Consider the following 4,267-nt stretch of genomic DNA (forward strand, 5'->3'; position numbering starts at 1 on the left):
CATCTTTAAACTTCCTTTAAAGATGAAACGCGCTTCGTGCTGCTATGGACAATAACTATTTAGTCAAAATTTTAGCATCTGCCAGTAAATAACTAGGGACTTGTTAGTCAAGTTTTCTCCAAGAGAATAAGCCAAATATGCACCCAAATTTATGATTTAACATTTCGGGAACTAAGGGAGGACGCGGTCAAAAATTTTTAGTCAGCTCCAATCGCTTGATTGTTACTAGTTAAAATTGATAAATATAGATTTTTTAAAACTTACTTAAGTTAGATGCGTTTACCCTGATTGATTGAAGAACTGATAACCAATGTGCGTCCTTTATCGGAAAAGAACAACAATACCTTAGAAGTAATCTATTTGAACAACCCTGGCAGAATCCTTACTGACCCCACCAAAATGCGCCAAATCCTGCTTAACTTGCTCAACAACGCTTGTAAATTTACAGAGCATGGAACTGTTAAATTGATAGTCAAAAAGAGTGATGGCACAGCAGAGATTGACGATAAATTTAATTCACCATCTACAATTATTCCTGATTTTGGTCAACACCAAAGAACTAAACCATCAATCACATTTCAAGTCAGTGACACCGGTATTGGCATCAGTCCAGAGCAACATTCAAAGATTTTTGAACCCTTCACTCAGGTAGATGAGTCGGACACCCGCAAGTATGGTGGGGCTGGCTTGGGTTTAGCGATCGCAAAAAAACTCTGTCATCTGATGGGCGGTCAGATAACTGTGGACAGTGAATTGGGTAAGGGAACGACCTTTACCGTTTCCCTACCCATAGAATGGCTTTAACACTAATTAGTCATTAGTCATATTCACGCTTGATGCTTATCCTTGTATCATTCAACCTTGGCCTTTCGGCCACGCTACGGAACCTGCAACCTTGGCCTTTCGGCCACGCTACGGAACCTGCAACCCTCAATCCTAAACCGTACTTAGAGCTGTATCAATCCACTGCTTTAGGGTGGGTAGCACTTCCTCAAGGGAGAGTTCTGTCGATTTGTGGGTAGCCCGTTCCACCACTTCCACTTTGCCATCTTTAAGCGATCGCCCAGTCACAATCCGGTAGGGAATCCCAATTAAATCAGCATCTTTGAACTTGACCCCAGCTCGTTCGTTGCGGTCATCAAGCAGGGTTTCGATACCTGCTTCATTGAGTTGAGTGTAAAGTTTTTCTGCTGCTGCCATCTGCTGGGTATCTCCCACATTGGGGATCGTGATAATCACATGGTAGGGTGCGATCGCAACTGGCCAGATAATCCCATCCTTGTCATAGGATTGCTCTACCGCTGCTTGAGCTAACCGAGATACTCCCACCCCATAACAGCCCATACATAAAGGAATTTCTTCCCCTTGCTCACTGGTGTAGGTAGCCCCCATCGCAGATGAGTATTTCCTCCCCAACTGGAAAATATGGCCAACTTCAATGCCGCGAGCGCTTTTTAGGGTTTGATTCGGGTCATGGATGGCGCGATCGCCTGGACTAGCCTTACGGAGATCCACCACTAGCTTCGGTAACTGGAATTGCTCACCCCAATTGGCACCAACTACGTGATAGCCTGACTCATTAGAACCAGTAGTAAAGTTTTTCAGTTCCACTGCTGTTTGATCTACCAACCGCAAAAACTGAGGCGCAATATCTTTAGCTGGTTTGATGTAATCATCTGCCAAATCAGGTGCCATGTAACCCAAAGGTAGAGGTTTCGATGCCCATTTTTCCTGGGTAGCCACCTCTGGTACACTCAGGGCTAAAACCGTTGTGGCATCGTATTGGTCTGCCAATTTCACCAATTCATTTTGTAACTTCACCTCATTTACATCTTGATCCCCCCGAATGCTCACCAAAACCAACACCGTCATGCCGTTGTCATAGACAATTTGGTAAAGAACATTTTTAACCACATTAGTGGCAGAGCACTTCAGGAATTGACAGAGGGTGTCAATAGTTGAGGTGTTTGGAGTTTCTAGTTTTTCATAAGTGTTATAGGGTGAGGGCTCTAGGTCTGGTGGTAAGGAAACTGCTTTTTCCACATTGGCAGAATACTTGCCATCCTCCGTGTAGAGAATCTCGTCTTCCCCAGCATCAGCCAGAACCATAAATTCTTGAGAACCCGAACCCCCAATCGCCCCAGAGTCAGCCTCAACCGCTCTAAACTCCAAACCACTGCGGCTAAACATATTTCGATAGGCTTGATCCATCGCCTGATAAGTCTTTTTTAGGCTTTCGTGATCGGTATGGAAGGAGTATGCATCCTTCATAATGAATTCCCGTCCCCGCATCAGGCCAAATCGGGGGCGAATTTCATCTCGGAACTTAGTTTGAATTTGATACAGGTTTAGAGGTAATTGCCGATAGGAGCGAATCATGTCCTTAGCAACAGTAGTGATTACCTCTTCATGGGTTGGTCCAAGTCCCAATTCCCGCTTTTGTCGGTCAATCAGAGCAAACATAATGCCCTCAGCTTTCGTATAGGTGTCCCAACGACCCGATTCTTTCCACAGCTCAGACGGTTGTAGCTGAGGTAGTAGACACTCTTGAGCACCTGTGGCATCCATTTCCTCCCGCACAATCTGAGAAACTTTTTTCAGGACACGCCACATCATGGGTAAATAGGCGTAGATGCCACTGCCAATACGTCGAATATAACCCGCACGGAGCAAAAGTTTATGGCTAGGGATTTCTGCTTCCACTGGGTCTTCCCGCAGTGTCACCAACAGCATCTGAGACAGTCGCATTACTTACTTCCTTTTTAGACCAAACTACCATTATCTCATCAGTTTAAAACTTTCATCAACAGTATGTCAGCCAGGATTGACAAACTATTCACCCTCTGAGAAGGTATGTGATTATAGGCTAGTTTCTAATTTAATTTAAATTAGCAGAATCGTGGTTATAAACCTTTCAACTCACGAAGTTTTACATTTCCTTGGTTTAATGAGTAAACAGGTTACCATCGGAGCTTTAAAAAAGTAAGGTTTGTGGTGATGCTATTGTTCAGGTTTTTTTAAAATACCGATTTCTTTTATATTAATAGCTTTAACCTCAACCTAAATTATATAAAATTAACTATAAAGTCAATACTAAATCTAAACATATCAAACTAATTTTGCAGTTTTTTTAATCATCAGATTTTTTTTTATTGAAGGATAAAAACAACAATAATATCTTTCGTTGCTTGTCATCATTGCTGTTGATGTCTATGAACAAAAGCTCGAGCAACCCATCTGCCCCCCCAGAGAATATACCCTAGATGAATTACTAGCCAATGAAGTCGAAATCAGTGAAGAGGTTCACTGGGGTAAAGCAGAAGGTCGAGAGGTGTGGTAGGCTTCTTTGAGTGCGAATTACCTTTTGGACAACTTCTAGTCACCAAAAAAGGAACAGATTAAACTTTGGGTATTGAACTACGCAGTTACGTATACATAGACAGCTTGCAGCCTCAGCACGCCGCTTACATGGGAACAGTAGCGTTAGGATTTTTGCCCTTACCAGGAGATACCTCCCTTTGGATTGAAATCTCACCAGGTATTGAAATTAACCGGATTACCGATATTGCCCTCAAATCCACTGCCGTGCGTCCAGGAGTGCTGGTGGTCGAACGGCTTTACGGACTTCTAGAGGTGCATGCTAATAAACAAGGGGAAACCCGTACAGCTGGCAAAGCAATTTTAGACGCACTGGGCGTCCGTGAACAGGATCGGCTCAAACCTCGGGTCATTTCTAGCCAAATTATCCGTAATATTGATGCCCACCAGACCCAGTTAATTAATCGCACACGGCGGGGTCAAATGTTGCTAGCAGGGCAAACCCTATATGTATTAGAAGTTGAGCCAGCTGCCTATGCCGCCCTAGCTGCCAATGAAGCAGAGAAATCCGCCTTAATTAACATCTTACAAATTAGTGCAGTGGGCAGCTTTGGACGCCTCTACCTAGGTGGAGAAGAACGGGATATATTAGCAGCGTCTCAGGCAGCGCTGACAGCTATTGAAAGCGTGAGTGGTCGTGAACATCCTGCTGCCAAGCGCAAGGAATAGAAAGGAATTCTTCCTGAGCTGATCCCTTAATGTAGTGCCATTGAGTTAAAGTCTTTGTTGGCACCGCTACATAATGTGAAGGAGAACCTCAATGGCCAATCTAGAACATCTTGCTCTACTCAAACAAGATCCATTGAGATGGACAGAATGGAGAAAGACAAATCTAGATCTAGAACCAGACCTTAGCGAAGTTAACCTCAATGGGGCTAACTTTGAAAGA

General features: G+C 43.7%; 4 protein-coding genes. 3 read left to right on the forward strand and 1 reads right to left on the reverse strand.

Features of this window, described 5'->3' with window-relative positions:
* Positions 1–288 precede the first annotated feature (288 nt).
* A complete protein-coding gene (locus tag F6J94_RS31030) occupies positions 289–804 on the forward strand; it encodes an ATP-binding protein (RefSeq protein WP_293047303.1) in 516 nt (171 codons plus the stop codon).
* A 132-nt stretch (positions 805–936) separates the two neighbouring features.
* On the opposite strand, the gene proS is transcribed toward F6J94_RS31030, so the two are convergent.
* Entirely contained in the window at positions 937–2,748 is a 1,812-nt protein-coding gene (gene proS / locus F6J94_RS31035) for a proline--tRNA ligase (protein ID WP_293047304.1), read from the reverse strand.
* A gap of 436 nt (positions 2,749–3,184) precedes the next feature.
* Here proS and F6J94_RS31040 point away from each other — a divergent pair, with 436 nt between their 5' ends.
* Positions 3,185–3,340 (forward strand): hypothetical protein, encoded by a 156-nt coding sequence (locus F6J94_RS31040; protein ID WP_293025344.1) that lies wholly within the window; start codon positions 3,185–3,187, stop codon positions 3,338–3,340.
* 65 nt (positions 3,341–3,405) lie between these two features.
* Positions 3,406–4,047 (forward strand): hypothetical protein, encoded by a 642-nt coding sequence (locus F6J94_RS31045; RefSeq protein ID WP_044491860.1) that lies wholly within the window; start codon positions 3,406–3,408, stop codon positions 4,045–4,047.
* The last annotated feature ends 220 nt before the right edge of the window (positions 4,048–4,267 follow it).

It is taken from the genome of Moorena sp. SIO1F2 (assembly GCF_010672755.1).
Taxonomy (GTDB): domain Bacteria; phylum Cyanobacteriota; class Cyanobacteriia; order Cyanobacteriales; family Coleofasciculaceae; genus Moorena.